Origin of the sequence: Jiella endophytica, assembly GCF_004519335.1 — a bacterium.
Classification (GTDB): Bacteria; Pseudomonadota; Alphaproteobacteria; order Rhizobiales; family Rhizobiaceae; genus Jiella; species Jiella endophytica.
Map to the genome: position 1 here is coordinate 239,709 of NZ_SOZD01000006.1, position 20,461 is coordinate 260,169.

The 20,461-nt window shown below is 66.3% G+C and carries 19 protein-coding genes; 8 read left to right on the forward strand and 11 right to left on the reverse strand.

Annotated features, from left to right (window positions below; all coding sequences use genetic code 11):
- Positions 1-14 precede the first annotated feature (14 nt).
- The 3 genes from E3C22_RS19455 to wrbA all read right to left on the reverse strand — a co-directional run bounded on the left by E3C22_RS19455 (position 15) and on the right by wrbA (position 2,226).
- Positions 15-584, reverse strand: coding sequence for a DUF2059 domain-containing protein (locus E3C22_RS19455; RefSeq protein WP_245515083.1), 570 nt, complete (start codon positions 582-584; stop codon positions 15-17).
- A 153-nt stretch (positions 585-737) separates the two neighbouring features.
- A complete protein-coding gene (gene rpiA / locus E3C22_RS19460; RefSeq protein ID WP_134763527.1) occupies positions 738-1,433 on the reverse strand; it encodes a ribose-5-phosphate isomerase RpiA in 696 nt (231 codons plus the stop codon).
- Positions 1,434-1,626: 193 nt separating this feature from the next.
- Entirely contained in the window at positions 1,627-2,226 is a 600-nt protein-coding gene (gene wrbA, locus E3C22_RS19465; RefSeq protein WP_134763528.1) for an NAD(P)H:quinone oxidoreductase, read from the reverse strand.
- 238 nt (positions 2,227-2,464) lie between these two features.
- Here wrbA and E3C22_RS19470 point away from each other — a divergent pair, with 238 nt between their 5' ends.
- Positions 2,465-3,214 (forward strand): competence/damage-inducible protein A, encoded by a 750-nt coding sequence (locus E3C22_RS19470; protein ID WP_245515084.1) that lies wholly within the window; start codon positions 2,465-2,467, stop codon positions 3,212-3,214.
- Between the two features lie 63 nt (positions 3,215-3,277).
- Here the strand turns inward: E3C22_RS19470 and E3C22_RS19475 are convergent, their stop codons facing one another.
- Positions 3,278-3,670, reverse strand: coding sequence for a DoxX family protein (locus E3C22_RS19475; protein ID WP_134763529.1), 393 nt, complete (start codon positions 3,668-3,670; stop codon positions 3,278-3,280).
- A 310-nt stretch (positions 3,671-3,980) separates the two neighbouring features.
- On the opposite strand from E3C22_RS19475, the gene gpt reads away from it, so the two are divergent.
- The gene (gene gpt / locus E3C22_RS19480; RefSeq protein WP_134763530.1) at positions 3,981-4,478 is read left to right on the forward strand and encodes a xanthine phosphoribosyltransferase; all 498 of its coding nucleotides are present in this window, start codon (positions 3,981-3,983) and stop codon (positions 4,476-4,478) included.
- Between the two features lie 117 nt (positions 4,479-4,595).
- On the opposite strand, the gene E3C22_RS19485 is transcribed toward gpt, so the two are convergent.
- Positions 4,596-5,729 (reverse strand): sensor histidine kinase, encoded by a 1,134-nt coding sequence (locus E3C22_RS19485; protein WP_134763531.1) that lies wholly within the window; start codon positions 5,727-5,729, stop codon positions 4,596-4,598.
- A 543-nt stretch (positions 5,730-6,272) separates the two neighbouring features.
- Between E3C22_RS19485 and E3C22_RS19490 the strand changes: the two genes are divergently transcribed.
- From E3C22_RS19490 to E3C22_RS19500, 3 genes are all read left to right on the forward strand, one after another.
- Positions 6,273-10,232: a vitamin B12-dependent ribonucleotide reductase gene (locus E3C22_RS19490; RefSeq protein ID WP_134763654.1), complete on the forward strand. Its 3,960-nt coding sequence runs from the start codon at positions 6,273-6,275 to the stop codon at positions 10,230-10,232.
- Positions 10,233-10,409: 177 nt separating this feature from the next.
- Positions 10,410-10,583, forward strand: coding sequence for a hypothetical protein (locus E3C22_RS19495; protein ID WP_134763532.1), 174 nt, complete (start codon positions 10,410-10,412; stop codon positions 10,581-10,583).
- Positions 10,584-11,320: 737 nt separating this feature from the next.
- Positions 11,321-13,087 (forward strand): hypothetical protein, encoded by a 1,767-nt coding sequence (locus tag E3C22_RS19500; RefSeq protein WP_245515085.1) that lies wholly within the window; start codon positions 11,321-11,323, stop codon positions 13,085-13,087.
- Positions 13,088-13,151: 64 nt separating this feature from the next.
- On the opposite strand, the gene E3C22_RS19505 is transcribed toward E3C22_RS19500, so the two are convergent.
- Both E3C22_RS19505 and E3C22_RS19510 read right to left on the reverse strand, forming a co-directional pair.
- Positions 13,152-15,110, reverse strand: a complete 1,959-nt coding sequence (locus tag E3C22_RS19505) for an AAA family ATPase (RefSeq protein WP_134763534.1) — start codon at positions 15,108-15,110, stop codon at positions 13,152-13,154.
- On the reverse strand, positions 15,107-15,742 hold the full coding sequence (locus E3C22_RS19510) for a hypothetical protein (RefSeq protein ID WP_134763535.1): 636 nt from the start codon (positions 15,740-15,742) through the stop codon (positions 15,107-15,109). Before E3C22_RS19510 ends, E3C22_RS19505 begins: the two co-directional genes overlap by 4 nt.
- A gap of 195 nt (positions 15,743-15,937) precedes the next feature.
- Here E3C22_RS19510 and E3C22_RS19515 point away from each other — a divergent pair, with 195 nt between their 5' ends.
- Both E3C22_RS19515 and E3C22_RS19520 read left to right on the forward strand, forming a co-directional pair.
- A complete protein-coding gene (locus tag E3C22_RS19515) occupies positions 15,938-16,123 on the forward strand; it encodes a hypothetical protein (protein ID WP_134763536.1) in 186 nt (61 codons plus the stop codon).
- On the forward strand, positions 16,120-16,392 hold the full coding sequence (locus tag E3C22_RS19520; protein WP_134763537.1) for a hypothetical protein: 273 nt from the start codon (positions 16,120-16,122) through the stop codon (positions 16,390-16,392). Before E3C22_RS19515 ends, E3C22_RS19520 begins: the two co-directional genes overlap by 4 nt.
- Before the next feature lie 116 nt (positions 16,393-16,508).
- Here E3C22_RS19520 and E3C22_RS19525 read toward each other — a convergent pair whose 3' ends face one another.
- Both E3C22_RS19525 and E3C22_RS19530 read right to left on the reverse strand, forming a co-directional pair.
- Positions 16,509-17,333 carry a hypothetical protein gene (locus E3C22_RS19525; RefSeq protein WP_134763538.1) on the reverse strand — a complete coding sequence of 275 codons (825 nt, stop codon included), beginning with the start codon at positions 17,331-17,333 and terminating at the stop codon, positions 16,509-16,511.
- A 152-nt stretch (positions 17,334-17,485) separates the two neighbouring features.
- A complete protein-coding gene (locus tag E3C22_RS19530) occupies positions 17,486-17,965 on the reverse strand; it encodes a hypothetical protein (protein WP_134763539.1) in 480 nt (159 codons plus the stop codon).
- Between the two features lie 99 nt (positions 17,966-18,064).
- Here E3C22_RS19530 and E3C22_RS19535 point away from each other — a divergent pair, with 99 nt between their 5' ends.
- Positions 18,065-18,469 (forward strand): thermonuclease family protein, encoded by a 405-nt coding sequence (locus E3C22_RS19535; RefSeq protein ID WP_134763540.1) that lies wholly within the window; start codon positions 18,065-18,067, stop codon positions 18,467-18,469.
- Between the two features lie 34 nt (positions 18,470-18,503).
- On the opposite strand, the gene E3C22_RS19540 is transcribed toward E3C22_RS19535, so the two are convergent.
- Complete coding sequence (locus tag E3C22_RS19540; RefSeq protein WP_134763541.1) at positions 18,504-19,304, reverse strand: metallophosphoesterase; 801 nt, start codon at positions 19,302-19,304, stop codon at positions 18,504-18,506.
- Positions 19,305-19,500: 196 nt separating this feature from the next.
- Positions 19,501-20,304, reverse strand: a complete 804-nt coding sequence (locus E3C22_RS19545; RefSeq protein ID WP_134763542.1) for a hypothetical protein — start codon at positions 20,302-20,304, stop codon at positions 19,501-19,503.
- Positions 20,305-20,461 lie beyond the last annotated feature (157 nt).

Genomic DNA, 20,461 nt, shown 5'->3' on the forward strand with positions numbered 1-20,461 from the left:
AGCGCGACGCCCGGTCAGCCGCCGTTGGAAGGAGCGCCACCGTCGTTCATCTTGCGGAAGCCGTCGAACGCCGCCTGGCGCAGATCGCGGATGATGCCCTTGCTCCAGACATCGGCCGCCCTCACCATATCGCGCGTCGCCGTCGGCCCCTGCGCGAGCAGCTTCTCGCCGGCCCCGGAGGTGTAGAAGGCCGAGATGCTCTTCAGCTCGTCCTCGGTGAACAGCCGGGCGTAGATCCGCGCGACTTCCGTCTCCAGCGCGGCGCGGCGCGGCGCCAGCTCGATGGCGGCGTCGTCGACCATGTCGGAAATCTTCGAGTCCATGTCGGGACGGTTGGCGATCAGCTCGGACTTGATCTGCGTCGCCGCGTTGGGAAGGATCTCGTCGAACTGGTCGGTCGCATGGATCGCCGCGATCGCCGCCCGCGCTGCCGCGAGATGGCTGTCGCTGATCTCCTCGGCGGCGGCGGGCTGGCCGGCATTCTGCTGGTCGGTGGCCTGCTGGGCGCTGGCAGCCGCCGGAAACAGCAACATGGCGGTGGCGGCGGCAAGAACGCCGCGGCGCATCGACTGACTGAAGATCATCGCTTGGTTGACTCCGTTGGTTGATCTGCGCCCCGGGCCGGCTGCCCCTGTCGAGCTCCGCCCCTGCCCCGCCGCGAATGGCTGTCCTGCCCGTTCCGGCGCGGACTAGCGCCTCCTGCGGCATCGCGCAAGCCGCCCGGTCGGTCCGCCGGCTCAGGCGGTCAGATGGCGGACGCCCCCTCGCGTCGCGATCACCGCCTCGCTGGCCAGGCCGAGGAACAGCCCGTGCTCGACGACGCCTGGAACGTCGTGAAGGGCGCGCGACAGCGCTTGTGGATCGGGAATGCGGCCAAAGGATGCATCGAGGATGAGGTGGCCGCTGTCGGTGATGAAGGGCGTTTCGCCGTCGCGCCGCAGCGTCAGGTCGCAGGGCAGTTCGAGCCGCCGGGCCACGTCCTGGATGGCGAGATAGGTAGCGATCATGCCGAAGCCGTTGATCTCGATCGGCAGCGGGAAGGCGCCGAGCGTGTCGACCAGCTTGCTCTCGTCGGCAACGACGATCATCCGCTTCGAGGCCGCGGCGACGATCTTTTCGCGCAGGAGCGCGCCGCCGCCGCCCTTGACGAGGCGGAGGCGGGAATCGATCTCGTCGGCGCCGTCGACGGTGAGATCGAGCTGCGGGACGTTTTCGAGGGTCGCCATCGGTACGCCGACCTCGCGGCAGAGCCGCTCGGTACGCTCGGAGGTGGAGACGCCGGTGACCGTCAGCCCGTCCTTCACCTTCACCGCCAGAGCCCGCACGAAGGCCTCCGCCGTCGTGCCGGTGCCGATGCCGAGCCGCATCCCGTCCTCGACATGCGCGAGCGCCGCCTCACCCGCCGCCCGCTTCAGTTCCTCCGCACTCGCCATGCCGCGCTCTCCTTCATCGATCCTGGCGTTCGTCTAGCAGCCTCGCTGCCGTACCGATAGGTCGAAGGGTGAGAGCCATGGGGGAAAGGCGCATGAAAGGCCGCCCCTGCGGACGACCGTTCTCAAACTTAGGCCGGTGATCCTCGCAGTGGGGGCCCGGCCCGTACGAGCCGGATCCAGCGACGGATCGATGTCAGCCGGCGACCTTGGCGGCCACCTCGGCAATGTGCCTGCCCTGGAACTTCGCGCCGTCGAGCTCGATCTGGCTCGGCATGCGCGAGCCGTCGCCCTTGGCGATGGTCGTCGCGCCATAGGGCGAGCCACCGACGATCTCGTCCATGGTCATCTGGCCCGCATAGGCATAGGGCAGGCCGACGACCATCAGGCCTTGATGCAGAAGCGTCTTGATGGCCGAAATCAGCGTCGTCTCGTTGCCGCCGTGCTGGGTGGCGGAGGAGGCAAACGCACCGCCGACCTTGCCGACCAGGGCACCCTTCGCCCAGAGTGGGCCGGTCCTGTCCCAGAAGGACTGCATCTGCGAGGCCATGTTGCCGAAGCGGGTCGGCACGCCGACGATGATCGCGTCGTAGTTCGCCAGTTCCATCGGATCGCATTCGGGATAGGGATGGTCCGTCTTGAAATGCGCCGCCTCGACGACCTCCTGCGGCGCCGTTTCGGGGACGCGCTTGATGTCGACGCTGGCGCCGGCGCTCTCGGCGCCTTCTGCGACGGCTTTCGCCATCGTCTCGATATGGCCGTAGCTGGAATAATAGAGGACGAGAACCTTCGCCATCGCATGCACTCCTTGACTGGACTTCGAGGGATTGACTGGACTTCGACTGGTCTTGGCGCCCCGTCCGCCGGGATCGCTCCGAGCGACATAGGCGACTGCGCGCCGCCTGGCTCGGACCTTTCCTGCGACGCACCGTCGCGTCAGCGGCAACAATCGCGGCGCGCGCGTGCCCTGCCCGCTCTTGCTTTCCGAAGGGCAGTTCCGCTTATTCGGGCAAAACCCTGCGGGAGACACCAGCATGCCGCGTGAAAACGCCACGGCCGCCATGCTCGCCATTGGCGACGAGCTTCTGTCCGGCCGGACGAAGGACAAGAACATCGGCCATCTCGCCGAGGTGATGACGCTCGCCGGCATCGATCTGAAGGAGGTCCGCATCGTCGGCGACGATCCGCACATGATCGCCGATACGCTGAACACGTTGAGGCGCGCCTACGACCTGGTCTTCACCTCGGGCGGCATCGGGCCGACCCATGACGACATCACCGCCGACGCGGTCGCCGCGGCCTTTGGCCTGCCGGTGATCGAGCATCCGGAAGCGCTCGCCCGGCTGGAAGCGCACTACGCCTCGCGCGAGATGGAATTCACCCCGGCCCGCCGCCGGATGACCCGCACGCCGCAGGGCGCCGCACTGATCGACAACAAGGTGTCGGTGGCGCCGGGCTTCCGGGTCGACAACGTCTTCGTCATGGCCGGCGTGCCGAGCGTCTTCCAGGCGATGCTGGCGAGCCTCGTCGACCAGCTTCCCGCCGGCGAACCGCTGAAGAGCCGGGCGATCCCCTGCCCCTTCGGCGAAGGCGACATCGGCGATCCCTTGAGCGAGATCGCCAAGGCCAATCCCGGCGTGGTCATCGGCTCCTATCCGAAGTTCGACGGCACGCGCTATTCGACGGAGATCGTCATCCGCTCGCGCGACGACGCGGCGCTGGACACGGCGGCAAAGGCCGTCGAGGCGATGCTCGCCGGCATCGAAAACCGGCGACAGGCCTGACATGGAAACGGCCCCGAGCCGGCGCGCAGCGTCCGGGGCCGTTCAGAGCTCCTGGCCTTCGCGTCAGACCCGCGACGGCTTGCCGGCTCCGTCGACACTGAAGGCTCCCGCACCGGCAAAGACCAGCAACAGGAAGACGAAGCAGTAGAGGATCGCAGCGTCGCCGCCATTGTTGACGGGGAACGGGTTCTGCGGGGCGTGGGCCATCCAGTATGCGACGGCCATCTCGCCGGAACAGATGAAGGCGACCACCCGGGTGAACAGGCCGACGGCGAGCAGCGCACCGCCGACGAGCTCGATCAGGCCGGCAGCGCCGAACAGCGACATCAGCGCCACGCCGCCATGCTCGCCGGCAGGAAAGGACAGGAGCTTCTGGGTTCCGTGCTCCATGAACAGGAGGCCCGCGACGATGCGCAGCAGCGCGAGTGCGTAGGGGTGATAGCGGTCGAGTGTCATTGTCTTCCTCAATGCGGGATGGTCGGCGGCCAGATGGCTGCGGGGGTGACGGCGTCGTTTCGGCAAGGCGGCATCCCGGATGAACACCGCCCTTTCGCCCGCATCGTCCGGCGAACGACCGTTAGCCGGCGGGTCGCGGGCTTTCCAGCGCCGCCCCGTTGACAGGCAGTCACTGTTTCGTGCCGCTTTCCTGCCCTCGCTCCGCAAGTTTCACGCTGCCGCCCCGGCGACGGACACGGCAGCTTGCCTTCGAAGCCGGTTCCGATCTATCCACTCGCTTCATTTCAAGGCGGGCGGAGCAAACAGCGCGATGTCGATGGTGGAGAAGTCGTTTCCCGTCTCGTGGGATCAGTTTCATCGTGACGCGCGGGCGCTCGCCTGGCGCCTTGCAGGCATCCGGCCCGAATGGCGCGCCATCGTCTGCATCACCCGCGGCGGCCTCGTGCCGGCGGCGGTCATCTCCCGCGAACTCGGCATCCGGCTGATCGAGACGGTCTGCATCGCCTCCTATCACGAATATGTCGAGCAGGGTGAGCTGAAGGTGCTGAAGGAGATCAGCCAGGAACTCCTCGAAGACGGCGGCGAAGGCATCCTGATCGTCGACGACCTCACCGATACCGGCAAGACGGCCGGCGTCGTCAGGGCGATGCTGCCGAAGGCGCATTTCGCCACGGTCTACGCCAAGCCGAAGGGCCGGCCGCTGGTCGACACCTTCATCACCGAGGTCAGCCAGGACACCTGGATCTTCTTTCCCTGGGATCTCGGTCTGAGCTTCCAGGCGCCGATCGGCAAGGGCTCGCCCGGCTGACCACTTCGGGCGCAGGAACGACGCGTTCTTAAGCGATCCGACCGAGCGGCGGTCCAGCCGCGCGACAGGCGGCAGCGGTCGGCTTTCGTGTCGTCGAGCCGCTCGCCGGAAAACCCTTCAGGCGGGGATCCGGCTGAGCTTGACGGTGGCGGTGAACATCAGGCCGCCTGGCGTCAGCTCCCGGGACATCTCGCCCCGCATCTGACGCAGGACGAGGGTTTCGAGCAGCTCGGTGCCGAAGCCGAGCCCCGCCGAGCCGCGCATGACAGGCGGCGTCGGCCCGCCGCCGAACCACTCCTCCCAATGAAAGGTCAGGAAGGGCTGCCTCTCCCGCTCGAAGGTTTCCCACCGCATCGAGACGCCGCCCTTGTTGCGCAGCGCCAAGGCGCCGTGCTTGGTGGCATTGGTCGCGAGTTCGTGGATGATCATCGCCACCGACACCGCATCGTCCTTGCCGACCAGCACCTCGGGGCCGTCGATCCAGACATTCGTGCCGATTCCATAATGCTGGAGCTCGGCCGTCACGATGTCGGCAAACATCGCGCCCTTGCCATCGCCATCGGCGAGCAGCGACTGGGTCTTGGCGAGGGAGGCGACCCGCTCGAGGAGATCGGCCCGGATCTCGGAGGCGCTCTGGCCGTCGCGAACCGACAACAGGATGATCGCCTGGACCGTCGAGAGGGAGTTTTTGATGCGGTGCTCCATCTCCCGCGACATCAGGAAGGCATGCTGTTCGAGGCGCTGGCGCTGCTTGACCTCCTGGCGCAGCGCCAGTTCCGAGGAGAGAATCGCCCGCAACTCCTCGAGAGACCGCCGGTCGTCGGCGGACCAGGCGCGCGGCCGCTCGTCGAGAACGCAGAGGCAGCCGACGGCCGAGCCGTCCGGCAGGCTGACGGGCATCGCCATGAAGGCGCCGATTCGCAGCATCCCCGCAATGGCGCTGTCGGCGAGGCGACCGTCTGCCGCGACGTCGTCGATCACCAGCGGCTCGCCGCCTTCGACCTGCGCCAGACACACCGCCTCGTCCCCGGCAAGGACCCGCAGGCCGTTCTCGGTGCGCCGTCCACCCTCGGGAAGCCCGATCTCGCTCTTGAAGACCTGGGTGTCGCAGTCCGACAGCGCGATGAATGCCGCAGGAACGCCGAGAAGCCGCGTCGCCATGCGGGTGACGCGGTCGATCGCCTCCTCCGGCCCGACGACCGTCAGATCGGCGGCGGAGAGATTCCACGTCGAATTTTCAGGCCGAGACAAACACGGTCCTTTCAGAGAGACGGAATCGACGATCCAGTGTCCAGTTCGATTGTCACAAACGGTTCGTACGATTGACCAATTCGCGATCTCTCGAGGCCAATTGGATAAAAGTTAACGTAAGGTGCCGACGTCGCGGAATGCAAGGCTTCGCGCCTCCCGCGCGACAGTTTGTACACAGTTTGTCCCGGCAGGCGGATCCGCCACTGTGATCGATCGGCAATTGACCGCTTCGGCGGACTCACCCTACCCTCCTCTTCGATGGCCGGGACGCTCAAAAGTGCTCGCGGATGCCACGATTCGGGCCGGCCGTCTGGGGATACCGGTGAATCCCGTTGATAAGTCAGCCGCTTCGCTAAAATCCGAAATTTTAAGCTTCGCGTAACCCTCATCAGCCACTATATGTAGGGTCACCCGACACAGGCACCACTAGATGCGGGTCGGTTTCACGATTCCAGAGGGTCGAGGGAACAGCACGTCGGCGGACGTGCGGACGCCCTTGCCGCCGCCAAGACAGTCACTCGAGGATGGGTTTTTGAGATGGGCATGAAGTTCGAGCGCCGCTACACCAAGGCCGGCGAGAGCCCCTACGCCGCGGTCGCCTTTCGCAAGGCGACCAGCGAGATCAAGAACCCGGACGGCTCGGTCGTCTTCCGGCTGGAGGGGATCGACGTCCCCGAGCAGTTCAGCCAGGTGGCGGCGGACATCCTCGCGCAGAAATATTTCCGCAAGGCCGGCGTTCCGAAGGTGCTGAAGAAGGTCGAGGAGCACGACGTCCCCTCCTTCCTCTGGCGCTCGGTCGCCGACGACAAGGCCCTCGCCAAGCTTCCCGAGGACGAGCGCACCGGCTCGGAGATGGACGGCCGGCAGGTCTTCGACCGTCTCGCCGGCACCTGGACCTACTGGGGCTGGAAGGGCGGCTATTTCGAGACCGAGGAAGACGCCTCGGCCTTCCGTGACGAACTCGTCTACATGCTCGCCACCCAGAAGGTCGCGCCGAACTCGCCGCAGTGGTTCAACACCGGCCTGCACTGGGCCTATGGCATCGACGGTCCCAGCCAGGGCCACTACTATGTCGACTACCGCACCGGCCAGCTGACCCGCTCGGCCACCTCCTACGAGCATCCGCAGCCCCACGCCTGCTTCATCCAGTCCGTCGCCGACGACCTCGTCAACGAGGGCGGCATCATGGATCTGTGGGTGCGCGAGGCGCGGCTGTTCAAATACGGCTCGGGCACCGGCTCGAACTTCTCGTTCCTCCGCGGCGAGGGCGAGAAGCTCGCCGGCGGCGGCAAGTCCTCCGGCCTGATGAGCTTCCTGAAGATCGGCGACCGGGCGGCCGGCGCCATCAAGTCCGGCGGCACGACGCGCCGCGCGGCGAAGATGGTCGTCGTCGACATCGACCATCCGGACATCGAGGCCTACATCAACTGGAAGGTCCGCGAGGAGGAGAAGGTCGCCGCCCTCGTCACCGGGTCGAAGACCGTGGCGAAGCATCTGAAGGCGATCCTCTCGGCCTGCGTCAATTGCGAGGGCCCGGACGGCGACTGCTTCGACCCGATGAAGAACCCGGCGCTGAAGCGCGCCGTCAAGGACGCCAAGAAGGCGCAGGTGCCGGAGAACTACGCCAAGCGCGTCATCCAGTTCGCGCGCCAGGGCTATACCGATATCGAATTCCCGGTCTACGACACCGACTGGGATTCCGAGGCATACCTCACCGTATCTGGACAGAACTCCAACAATTCCGTCTCGCTCACCGACGATTTCCTGCGCGCCGTCGAGAACGACGAGGAGTGGAAGCTGGTGCGCCGCACCGACGGCAAGGTCCACAAGACCGTCAAGGCCCGTGAACTCTGGGAGCAGATCGGCTATGCGGCCTGGGCTTCGGCCGATCCGGGCCTCCACTTCAACACCACGATGAACGACTGGCACACCTGCCCCGAGGCCGGTTCGATCCGGGCGTCCAATCCGTGCTCGGAATACATGTTCCTCGATGACACGGCCTGCAATCTCGCCTCGCTGAACCTCATCCAGTTCCAGGAAGCGGTGACGGGCGAAGGCGGCAAGGATACCAAGCGCTTCGACACGGCAGCCTTCGAGCACGCCGTGCGAATCTGGACCGTCGTCCTCGAGATCTCCGTCCTGATGGCGCAGTTCCCGTCGAAGGAGATCGCCCAGCGCTCCTACGACTACCGCACCCTCGGCCTCGGCTTCGCCAATATTGGCGGCCTGTTGATGACCTCCGGCATCCCCTACGACTCCAAGGAGGGCCGAGCGATCTGTGGCGCCATCTCGGCGCTGATGACCGGTATCGCCTACCGCACCTCGGCGGAGATCGCCGGCGTTCTTTCGCCCTTCCCGGACTATGAGCGTAATGCCGAGGCGATGCTGCGCGTCATGCGCAATCACGCCCGCGCCGCCCATGGCATCGCCAATGGCTACGAGGCGCTCGCCGTCGATCCGGTGCCGCTCGACCACGCCTCGCTGACCGACAAGCGGCTGTCCGGCCGCGCCAAGGTCGCCTGGACCGAGGCCGTCGAGCTCGGCTCGAAGAACGGCTATCGCAACGCCCAGGTCTCGGTCATCGCGCCCACCGGCACGATCGGCCTCGTGATGGACTGCGACACCACCGGCATCGAGCCCGACTTCGCGCTGGTGAAGTTCAAGAAGCTCGCCGGCGGCGGCTACTTCAAGATCATCAACCGCGCCGTGCCGGATGCCCTGCGTACGCTCGGGTATTCGGAAAGCCAGATCGCCGAGATCGAGGCCTATGCGGTCGGTCACGGCAATCTCAACCAGGCCCCCGCGATCAACCCCTCCTCGCTGAAGGCCAAGGGCTTCACCGACGAGCTGATCGCGACGCTGAACGCCGCGATGGGTTCGGCCTTCGACATCAAGTTCGTCTTCAACAAGTTTACCCTTGGCGAAGCGTTCTGCAGGGACGTCCTCGGCTTCTCCGACGCTGAACTGAACGACTTCACCTTCGAGATGCTCCCGGCGCTCGGCTTCTCGCGCAAGGACATCGACGCCGCCAACATCCATGTCTGCGGTGCGATGACGCTGGAAGGCGCGCCGTTCCTGAAGGACGAGCACCTGCCCGTCTTCGACTGCGCCAATCCCTGCGGGCGGATCGGCAAGCGCTACCTCTCGGTCGACAGCCACATCCGCATGATGGCGGCGGCGCAGCCCTTCATCTCGGGGGCGATCTCCAAGACCATCAACATGCCGAACGACGCCACCGTCGAGGATTGCACGGCGGCCTACATGCTGTCCTGGAAGCTCGCCTTGAAGGCCAACGCGCTCTACCGCGACGGCTCGAAACTCTCCCAGCCGCTCAACGCCTCGCTGATCGCCGATGAGGACGACGAGGACGAGACGGTGGAAGAGGTCGCTGCCGCGCTGATCGCCTCCCCGCCGGCCGCCCAGGCGACCGAGGTCGCTGAGCGGATCGTCGAGCGCATCGTTGAGAAGGTGGTTCGCGACCGCGAGAAGCTGCCGAACCGGCGCAAGGGCTACACCCAGAAGGCCATCGTCGGCGGCCACAAGGTGTATCTCCGCACCGGCGAGTTCGACGACGGCCGCCTCGGCGAGATCTTCATCGACATGCACAAGGAGGGCGCCGCCTTCCGTGCGATGATGAACAACTTCGCCATCGCCATCTCCCTCGGCCTGCAGTTTGGCGTGCCGCTGGAGGAATATGTCGAGGCCTTCACCTTCACGCGCTTCGAGCCGGCGGGCATGGTGCAGGGCAACGAGGCGATCAAGAACGCCACCTCGATCCTCGACTATGTCTTCCGCGAGCTCGCCGTCTCCTATCTCGGCCGGCACGACCTCGCCCATGTCCAGCCGGAGGATATCACCGCCTCGACGGTCGGCCGCGGGGTGGAGGGCGACAAGCCGGCGCCGCTGCCGATCTCGTCGGGCATGGTGCGCGGCCAGACGGCAAAGTTCCGCCTCGTCTCGTCGAACGAGCCGGTGGGCCAGGCCGCCGGCGGAGCGACGGGCGGCGCTTCGGCACCGTCGGCCGGCGGCGCCAAGCCGGTGACCGCCGGCGCCCAGCGCCCGGCAGCGCCGGTGGCGGCCAATACCGCCAAGCCGGCCGCCGCTTCGGCCTCGGCCGCAAGGCCGGCAGCCGCCGCTTCGCCGGTCCAGCCGACGCTTGCGGCACGCCCTGCCGCGACCGGCGCCCAGGCGGCCACGGCTTTCAAGCGGGATTACGAGGAAGCCCCCCTCGCCTCGCCGGCGCCCGTCGCCGACACCTCGCCGGCGCAGGGCCTGTTCGACCAGCCGCTGGCCTTCGAGGCCACCGACAAGGACAGCGCCAATGTCGCGGCGGCCGCCTCCGGCAATGCCGACCCGAAGGCCACCAGCGCCGAACGCCGGTCGATCGCGATGATGAAGGGCTACACCGGCGAAAGCTGCTCGGAATGCGGCAACTTCACCATGGTGCGCAACGGCACCTGCCTGAAGTGCGACACCTGCGGCTCGACGAGCGGGTGCAGCTGAGGTCAGCTCGGAAGGCCGGCCGTGTCACGCGACATATAACTCACGATAACGACACATAATCCCGCCGCATCCCTCGGAGATCTGAGGTCGGGCGGGGACAGCCCATGGCCCCACCCGCCAAAAGACCGGCGGGTGGGGATGAAAAAGCGGGAACGAAACGTGAATTAGGAGCATCGCATGGCCACCAATCCTCCGACCGGCGACGGTCATCGCAAAGGCGCTGTTCGCAATCGATCGCAGGTACATAATCCGAAGACGGAAACATGGACCAAGCGGAACAAGGAGGACGGCAGGTTCATGGATGGGAAGAAAGACGGCACGCCTTTCAAGGGTGTTCGCAAAGAGAAGTGAACCTGCTCTGGGCGGGCTTCCGCTGCCGTGTCTCACGCGGCGCGTGGCGACCCGGCCGGACAACCACTACATTGATGTCATGACTTGAGGTGCGGCGGCACGGGAGATCCTTCCGGAGCATCACTCCTAGCGCCATTACATCGCCTGCGCGGCGGGCCTGCCGACCGGATAAAAGTTCGCGACTGATCGTCAATCGTTCGTCGGCTGGCAGCCGCCGGTCCCATTCGGAATGAGGGTCCACGTTCAACATTATTGGACGTGGACCCATGAAACCCAGACTGAACCCGACCACGATCGCAGCCTACTGTCAGCGGCGCCTGGCGCCGTACTTCTCGCGCAGCGAGGTAATGGCGATCGAACGCTACCTCCTCGACCTCCTCGCGACACGGAGCTTCCCGCCGTATCGAGGGCAATGGATCGATCACTCGCTCCTGGCCGATGGGACGGGCGTGAAGGCGCAGGCGATCCGGACGAACCGCAATCACCTGCAGCCGATATTCGACGCGTTGTGCCGGGCCCTCGCCTCGGAAGAGCGAGTGCCTGCCGTCCCCTTGCGATCGCCATCGTCGCCGTCGACCCCGCCGGTCGGCCGAGCATCGAGAGAGAAGCCGAAACAAAAGCGGGGTCGCAAGCCTCGTCCGATCCTCGATCGTCCGCCGGCGCTGTGGGAAGCCGAAGTCCCGGACGGAACGTTCGCCGAGTCGCTTCGCCGGGAGATCGAGCGGCATGGCGAGACGATGTACCATCTATCCCGGGCGATCGAGGCTTCCGGCCTTCCCTGCAATCCGAAGACGCTCTCCGACTGGTGCAGCGCGAGCGCCAGTCCGCGGACGATCGGAAGTCTCCGGACCGTCGCCTTCATCGAAAGGCGCTACGGCCTGCCGGACGGGGCACTGAAGGTCCTCTTGCCGAAGCAGAACGCGGCGCCGAGGGGGCACCTCCTCGCCGACATCACACCGTCGGAGCGTCGGCGGCTCGTCTGGCATCTGCCGGACGATTTCGCCTCCCGTCCGGCCGCCGAACAGGCCGAGATTCTGGAATGGGTCCGCACTGTGGTGATCAGCGGCTCGACCGACTATCGCCGCTATCAGGCCGCGGCGACGCAGCAGCGCTATGCCGTCCGCTTCCGGCACATCGACGGATCCCGTCGCCGGCCCGGTTCCCGCGCCCTGCCGTCGGGCGACGGAGGCGTCGTCGACGCGCCGCCCCGGCTGCAGAAGGAGATGGACGATCTCCTCCGCTTCAAGACCTCGACGCTGACCGCCTACGGCTTCCAGCGGAACGGCGTCTGGAACGCCGAGACGGCCGACCAGAAGATCGAGCATCTGGGGCTGATGTTCGGCGCGCTCGTCTCCTCGCCGGACAGCGAGGTCCAGGGCTTCGGTGCCGATCTCGCCACTCTCTCCTTCGGCCACCTCGTCTTCCCTGCCGTCTGGGACTGGTACCTTCAGTGGCGCGAGCGCCGGCGCGGCTTCTATACGCGGTGGGAAGTCGACATGCTGGCCATCGTGCTCGCGATGGTCAGGGCGGACACCGGGTGGCTCCGGCAGAACCCGCGGCTCGCTCTGCATCTCGCGCCGATACCCGGCATGGTCTCGGAAGATGACGTGGAGAGGGCTCGAGGAGACTGGGCGGCGGCGTGCGACGCGATGTATCGGCACGGCCGGAACCGGATCAAGGAGATCGACCGGGTGGCCCGCATCCATCGGGATCCCTTCGAGCCGATCCTGCCCATCCTGGAGGCCGACAGCCCGGTCGGGGAGTACCGCAAGATCACCGAAGAGATTCTCCGGCTAATGCCGGACGAGAGGCTCTACCCGAAGTCGGCGGCCGAGGCCGTCCGGTCCTTTCTCCTGCTGCGGTTCGGCCTCCATCTCGGCCTGCGCCAGAAGAACCTGCGCGAACTCCTGCTCTGCCCGCGGGACCGTGTTCCGACCTCCGAGCGGGCTCTCGAGGACGCCCGGCGCGGAGAGATCCGGTGGAGCATCCGCGAAGCCGGATGGGAGGTCCTGATCCCCGCCATCGCGTTCAAGAACGCCACCTCGACGTTCTTCGCCGACAAGCCCTTCAGGTTGGTGCTGCCCGATATCGGCGGGCTCTACCCGATGATCGACGCCTATGTGAGCCGACACAGGGCGCGGCTGCTCGGTCCGGCGCGGGATCCCGGCACCTTCTTCGTCAAGACCGCCAAGAGGCCGTCTGCCGACGCCGCCTACAATCAGACGACCTTCTACGAGGCGTGGCGGCTGACCGTGCAGCGGTACGGCATCTACAATCCCTATACGGGACGGGGCGCCATACCCGGGCTCCTGCCTCACGGACCGCACAACGTCCGTGACGTGCTCGCGACGCACATCCTGAAGCAGACCGGATCCTACGAGCAGGCAAGCTATGCGATCCAGGACACCCCGGAGATGGTCGCCCAGCACTACGGCCGGTTTCTCCCGCAGGACAAGGCGACGATAGCTGCGCGGATCCTGAACAAGGTATGGGAAGCGGCCTGACAAAGACGGGGGGCCTCGGCGGACGCATATCCGCCGAGGCTCCTCTGAGAGCGAAGTCGTCGCCTCATCCGGCGCGGCCGAGACCGCGCCGCACGGCGAACTCCGCGAGAAGCGACCGGCCGAGGACCCGCTTCTCGATCGCCAGCGCGGCCAGCGCCTCGACTTCGGCACGATGCCGGCGGACGAGCATGATCGCTTCCGCGTAGAGCCTCGCGAGCCGCTCATGCACGCGCCGCCCGTCGACTTCGAGCCCATGCGCGAGCGTGCCGCCGAAGCCGTAGACACCTTCCGCGGCGGCGACGAGACGCGTCGCGTGTCCGAGATCGGAATCCTTCGGGCCGCCGGCACCGCCGGACGCGACGCCCAGGATCACTTCTTCCGCCGCCCGACCGGCGAGCATCGCGATGACGTCTCGAGCGATTTCCGAGCCTAGGCCCTCGACGCTCGCGATGTCGACGTCGTGCGACACGAAGCCACCGAGATCGCCGCTCTCGATGATGGAAAGCGACCTCGGCACCTGACCGAACAGCATCCGAACGACGGCATGTCCCGCCTCATGAATCGCGATGCGCCTGATAACAGCGGGCGAGCGACGGTCTTCCGGAACTGCGGCAGCGACCAGATCCTCGGCCGCGAGCGGCCGCTTCGCGAGGCGCGCAAGGCGCCTCGCGTCACGCGCGATCCTCACCACGTCCGCACCAGACATCGTGCCCGCGAACAGCGTCGCGACCCGGTCGATGACGTTCTCGTCGATCCCGTCGCCCAGATGGTAGCGGAAGATGCCCGCGAGCGCCTCTTCGTCCGGGAGACCGATGAAGAAGCGGCGGTCCAACCTCCCGGAGCGGACGAGCGCGGGGTCCAGGCTGCTGTCGTCGTTGCAGGCAGCGATCACGATGACCCCCTCCCGCCGACCGATCCCATCGAGACATTCGAGCAGGCACGTCGTGATCGCGGTGAACCAGCCGTCGTTCCTGTCCGTGCTGCCGCGGCCGCGGACCGTGTCGATCTCGTCGATGAAGACGAGGGCCGGGATGTTCGCCGCCGCCTCGCTGAAGACGGCTCGCATCGCCTTCAAGACATCGCCGAGGTAGCCGCCGCGGTTCGTCTGCCAATCGCTGTAGCTGGTCGGCACGAAATGCACGCCCGCGCTGGTCGCCAGCGCTTCGGCGAACGTCGTCTTCCCCGTGCCCGGCGGACCGACAAGAAGGGCGCCCGCGTCGACGTCGCGCCACTCGATCTCGCCTACCGCGAAAGCACGCAGATCCTCGACAAGCCGGAGCCCCCACTCCTTTGCCGTGCCGAAGCCGTCGAGATTCTCGAGCCGCGGACCGTCGTCAGGATCCGGCTGCGGATCCGCACGCTCGCGCTCCGGCGGGTCCCGCCGTGCAAGCGTCACGAGCAACGAGAATCGCTCCGCCGGCGTCCGGCCGCGCGACAGGGCGAAGTCGAACTGATCAGGCGCAAACTCCCGGAAGCCGAGCGGGTGAGGAACGTCCGATGCGTCCCCGAAGCCGATCTCCTCCGCAAGCAGGTCGAGCGACGGCTCGCGCACCTCGAGGATCGTGTCCGCGAACGTCCGGAGCAGGTCCGGGATCGCGTCGTCTTCGCCGAACAGGCAGATGAGCGAGTTCTCGGACAGAAAGCTTGGAATGCGGTCAATGTCGAACGAGCCGAACGACTGCCCGGAAGCCTTGCTGTTCGGAGCCGCGAGCACGACCAAGTCGTACGTCACGTCGCAATAGGCCTCGCGCGCTGCCACCTTGATCGCAGTCGCCGCCGGGCCGCCCCATCGGCCGTCGAACACGACCGCGGCGATCAGCAGGCTCCGATCCGGTCGCGCATCCGCGGCGGCAGCGACGCCAGCGCTGACGGCGTCGAAGATCACGCGTTCGGAAGCGCCGAGACGCTCGATCTGCCGCAGCACCTGCTGCCGGGAGAACTCGCGCTCCGCCTCGTCTTCTTCATTCTCCTGTGCCGCTGCGCGCCGCGCAGCCGACGGGATGCCCCGATATTGTCTTCTCATCTCGCCCTCACGGGTGTCTCAGGTCCGATCTGGGCGTCTTCCCAGTCGATGCGGACGATCCTTCTCAGCGCAAGCGCGATGACGGCGCCGACGGGTTCGCTGCTTTCGCGCATCGCCGAGGCGGCCTCGACGAGCGTGATCGGCGACATCTCGGCCAGGTACGCGAGCAGCCGTACCCGGTCGCCGAGCGGCACCACGCGTTTCGCGTACCGCATCGCGTCGCGAGCATTGGAGATCAGGGGTTCCTGGCGGATCTCGTCTTCGGGAACCGCTCGATAGGCGACGGAGGGATCGGCGGGCGTCAGGCCTGTCTCGCCGGCGTCGAGAAAGCGTTCGCGGCCGTCTTCCTCCCGGACGAGGAAGTCGGGCACGCGCTCGACGACCTCGCCGTCGCGGTTTGCGAACTCCAGGACGGCTGGCAGGCACGCCCACGCCGCGACCTCCGGGTCGAGATCGAGCAGCAGGCCGAGATCGCGCGCCAGTGCCGACCGGAACGCCGAGCGCCCGGTGCAGCGGACCGTTCCTGTCGGGCCGAAGCGGCGGCCTGACGCGCGACGCCGCGTCTCGGTCAGAGCCCGGGAGGCGTCGGCAGCAGAATTGTCGAGAAGGGAATGATCGAGGCGGAGGCTCATGGTCGTCGTCCGGAGATGCCGTGAATGGGCGATCGCCGGTGGACGAGAGAGCCTCGTCAGCCGGCGGTGCGGGAGGTCGGGCGCTTGGCCACGACTACGGTCATCTTCGTGCGCTTGATCATGGATGAGAACGTAATAAGAACATCGGTAGTCGGTCAACCCCGATTCTGCTCGGGGGTTCGCACGGAGGTCCTCATGGCGAAGGCGGAAAAGTCGACGGTCCATCTTCCGGACGTGCCGGACGACGTGGTCGAGGCGGCCATCGCCGAGGCCGGCGGCGACCCGCGCGAGGCGGTCCGTGGCCTGATCCGCGGGCAGCACGAGATCGAGGAGCGGCTGTCACGGCAGATCTCCGCCGGCTACGTCAGGCGGAAGCGATGAGCGGGCGCGCCCGGCACCGCCGTCCGCTCGAAAGCTTTGCCGATCGCTTGCCGGACGCCGTGGACCACGAGATGCGGACGGCCGTGCTCCTGGCATGGGAGGAGATCCCGCCGGACCTGCGCGCCCGGATCGCGATCGCCCGCCCGCGCGTCGACTGGCAGGGCTACGACGACGCCCGTCGTCTCGTCGCCGAGCACCTCGTCGTACGGATCCGTGAACTCGTCGAGTGCAGCCGGCGCGGCAGCGCAGCCCGCGGCGGGCATGGATGACTCTTTAGACGTCCGTGACCAATTTGAATGCCAAGATGCGCGCCGATTTGACTGTGCGACTAGGAGCGGCCGTCAATCGAACAGGACTTTACTACTCCGCCCGCGCCTTACGACGGTCATGGAAATTTCGCATGCACGGCGTCGGAGAGCCGCTTGTAGATCCCATTGGGACCGTGACAGACAATCGATCGGCCCTGCTCGCCTACATCCGACTGCCAGAAGTTGACACCGACGAAGCTGAGGCTGCTGCACTCGCCCGCGGCGCCCTCGCCATCCGTGGTGTGGCCGATCCACAAGCCGCCGCCGCTCATCCCTTCGTAGCTGGACGGCGGAACGTACAAAGGATCTTGGCCCGGAACGAAACAATAACCGTCGAAGCCCTCGTCGAGGGGGAAATCCGAGACATCCCCAGGCTCGACTGCGGCCTCTACCGACACCGTGACCTTCTTGTCATCCTTCTCGGCAACCCCGGATCGCTCGGCAACCACGCCAGCCACGAACCAGAAGCCTTGAGGTTGATACCCGTTTTTCAAGATCGACTCTTTGCGGCTATCGAGATCGATGAAAACGCAGCCTTGGGCTTCCAGTGAGCCCACCACGTAGGGCGGAAGCTTCACGAACGCGAGATCCGGACCTCTCTGCTGCCACGGCAGCTTTCGGAATGCCACGTCGCCACAATGATTGGTCGTAAGTATAGCACGCTGTTCCCTCCCCTCGGGCCGAGCGAAATGGACGATACCGACGCGCTCATGTCTACTCAGGGCTTCCAGAACGTGCGCGGCCGTGACTACGCCTGACGCCGACCCGATCCGCGCGAGGGATCCGGAGCCGAGGCTCTCCCCGACGTCGTCAAGTCCGCTTCCGATGGTCAAAAATCCAGCGGTGGATAAGGCGACGCGCTTGCGCGCCGAGTCGTAAAGGGGAGAGTTGCCGCTCGTCATCGCATTTCTCGCATGCTCGATGTTCGGGCAGCGCCGCGATCATGTGCCGCGTGGGCTGCCGCCGGCGATATGGATGATGCCTTCAACTGATCAAGATTGGATGCCTGGCCAGCAAAAGTTCCCGCGAGGTAATCTCCTCCTCTCGCGAGCGGCTACTTGAGCGCCTCGACGGGCGGCCGGCCGTCAGTCGTAAATGATGCCCGAAATGGCTCGCCGGCTGCTCCCTTGCCGATGCAGCGCACGAACGCCGGCTTCCCGGCATACGGGTTGGAGTAGTCGCAAGAACCGATGGCCGGTTCCGAGGCAGAAGGGATTCCGTCGCCCAGGTTCGTGATCAGCTTGTCGATGAACAGGCGGTCCGTCTGCGGCGTCGGATTCGGAACGTCATTTCCCGAGAAGGTCACGATCGCGCCGTTCCGCAGGACGAAATAGAAGCCGACCCGGCCGGAGGGGTAAGCGGTCGACAGGATCTTTCCCTCGCAGAACCGCGTCATGTCATGACCGCCGACGAGAAGCTTGTCGCACCGGCCTGACATCGTCATCATCGATGACGGGTTCTCCGCCCTCGCCTGGGCGATCATCATGACCGACAAGAGCGCCAACCCGGCGACACGCCACCACGATCTCGACATCCACGTTCTCCAGTCCTCTTTCAGGCTGATCCACCGAGACCTGTGGACGGTCTCCTCCGCCGATTCCATCTTGCCCTTGCCTACGCTACCTGTGAGCGCATGCGTATCATCTTGTCACTAGCGATCATCGCGGCGTCCACCGTGCCGTCCCTTGCCCTCCCGATCTGCTCCGGCGGCCATCGCGCCGACCGGAAGGTCACCTGCATCGTCGATGGCGATACGGGCTGGGAGAACGGCGTCAAATGGCGCCTCAAAGATATCGATGCTCCCGAGATCTCGCACCCCGAGTGCAAATCGGAGCGTCGCGACGGGATCGCGGCGCGCGACCGCGTTGCTGCCCTTCTCGGCGACGGCAACTATCGTCTCGAGGCGCATGGCACCGGGTACTACGGCCGGGAACTGGTGAAGATCACCCTCTCGAACGGCCAGGATCTCGGCCAGTTGCTGCTGCGCGAGCACCTCGCGCAGCCTTGGCCGAACCACGCCAACCCGTGGTGCCGCTGACCCGCCGCCGTTCGTAGGCCAGCACTTTCAGCACCTACAAATCGACGACGAGGTTCGCATCGAAGCCGCTGAATTCGCCGGCGCGGCCGAGCGGGTTCGCCAGGATCCGCGTGCCGGCGATCGCATAGTCGCGGGCGGCATGGATGTGCCCGTGAATCCAGACGGCCGGCCGCCATGCCGCGATCTCGGGCTCGAGGTCGCTGGCGTAGCAGTGGTTGAGCGTGTCGTCCGGCAGCGAGAGCGACCGCAGACTGGGCGCGTGGTGCGTCACGACGACCGTGCGCCGCGGATCGGCATCCTCAGCGAAGGCGTCGGCCAGGAACCGCCGCGAGGCCCGGTGCCAGTCCAGCGTGTCGTTCGGCGTGATCCGGCGCGAACGGCGCGTCGACGAGTTCCGATGGATGCAGTGGTAGTCGTTCATCCAGCGGTTCGCGTCGGCAAAGGCATGCCGCCTTGTCGCGTGATGCCGCGAGCGCAGGTCGGTCCAGAGAGTCGTGCCCAGGAACCGGATGCCGCCGATCTCGGCGACGTCGTCGGAGAGCAGCGTGACGCCTAGTCTGGCAGCCAGATCGCGGCCGGCTGCAAGTTCGTCTTCGATCGTGAAGCCGAGCGGGCCGCCGTCGCGGTACCAATCGTGGTTTCCCGGGACGTAGATCGTCGGCGTGCCGGCGAAGCGCTCGCCGAGCCAGGCGATCGACGACGTCAGCCGGCCCGCGCAGTCGCCTGCGATGACCGCGACGTCGAACGGCACGGTGACCTCGGCGGCGGGGTCGAACGGCCGGCCGCCGTCGTTCTGGTGGAGATCTGACAGGATGAGAAGGCGCGTCGTGTTCATTGCGCCGGACCTCGAGACTGGCCGGCGCAGGAAGCCCGGCTGAGATGCAAAGCCGCCCCTTAGGGCGCGTGATGGCGATCGCCGGCAGCGTCAGCGCTGCGGCGTCTTCTTCATCACGACGGGCTTTCTCGTCTCGTAGGTCATGCCCCGCATATAGCATCGGGACACGCGGTAAGCGAGTGGCGGGATCAGGCAGTCATTTCCATTTCTTCGCCCAATCCCGCAGCGCCGATTTCGCGCGATCCGGCCATTGCGCGACCGGAGGCCGGACGACGATCCGTTGGTCTTCCGGTTTCCATGCGAGGAACACGTCCTTGTCGGCGAGAGACGCGACGACGATCCCTTCCTCGATCCCGCACGAATGGGGGAGGCAGGCCTGGCCTATGAACCAGTCGCCGTCGAACGACGCGGTGCCGACGCCGGTCAGGATGGAGACCACGCGATCCTTGTCCGGACCGAGCAACTGATAGATCCGCGTTGCGATTTCACCGTAGTCGAGGATGTCGCTCGGATGGGTCGCCGTGCGCTCGCGCAGTTGCGCCCATCCCTTCGCTCGATCTGGCTGGAAAGGCGTCGATGCCTCCTTGGTGAAGGCGTCCGCTAGCGTCCACTCCCATCGTTCTCCGTCCCGGCCCGGGACCGGTGACGAGAAGAACTCCACGCCGTTCTTCGTCAGCCGGTGGTCGGTTCCCCAGCATGTGTCGAGAGGGCCATCGATCCGCGGCCTCCCAATCTCCGGAAAGGAGACGACGAACGGCGCTCCCGCACAAGCGTTTCCGCCGTTCGAAGAGGTCCCGATGATGACGGGAATCCCGCCGACTATCGCGACCTCGTCTATCCCGAGATACCAGTTCTTGAGCAGATCGACGTCGTCGATGCGCAGCGTCCGCCCGTCGTCACCCTGCTGAATCTCAAGCCGGTGCCCGAAGAAGGTCGCGGAGATGTCCGTCGCCCGGGCAGCCCCTGTCGCCGCCAGCACCGCCTGAAGAGCAACCGTCATCAGACATGCGCGCAACACCCTGCCAGTCATTTCCTGCTCCGACTCCGCTTCGTACCGGCAAGGATGCCGAGCGGGCCGTCCATATGCAATCATCAAGCGTACAAGCTGATTGATTCGCCGCTGGACCCACGCGCTCCGCCGGCAGATGGGACCGCTC